Below are 259 nucleotides of genomic sequence, written 5' to 3'. Positions count from 1 at the left end.
AGTAATAGGTGTAATGTGAATACACTTGCAATAGGCAATAAAACAAAGTTAATAAATGCATCGCCGTAATTACCTGAAAAAGCAAAGCGTACATTACGATGGCGGGTCATACGCATGTTAAAGCGCAAACCTTGGTTAATGATCCATGGCAACAAAAATAAAAAACCAATAGCAAATAAAAGGCCTATCGCCGGTGCGAGGCTGCTTAGTATGGTGTAAATTAAAAACACGATTACCGCTAAAATGCGGCCTTTTAGAA

Annotated in this window: 1 protein-coding gene; it reads right to left on the bottom strand. The window is 38.2% G+C overall.

Annotation, left to right across the window (positions count from 1 at the left end; translation table 11 throughout):
• Positions 1-259 (bottom strand): DUF898 family protein (locus AAEY62_RS23215; protein ID WP_350636797.1); only part of this gene is annotated, 259 nt, incomplete at both ends.

Origin of the sequence: Pseudoalteromonas sp. GW168-MNA-CIBAN-0100 (assembly GCF_040309225.1) — a bacterium.
GTDB lineage: Bacteria > Pseudomonadota > Gammaproteobacteria > Enterobacterales > Alteromonadaceae > Pseudoalteromonas > Pseudoalteromonas arctica.
Note: the sequence above shows the minus strand (reverse complement) of the source record. Positions and strands in the feature narration are given on the sequence as shown.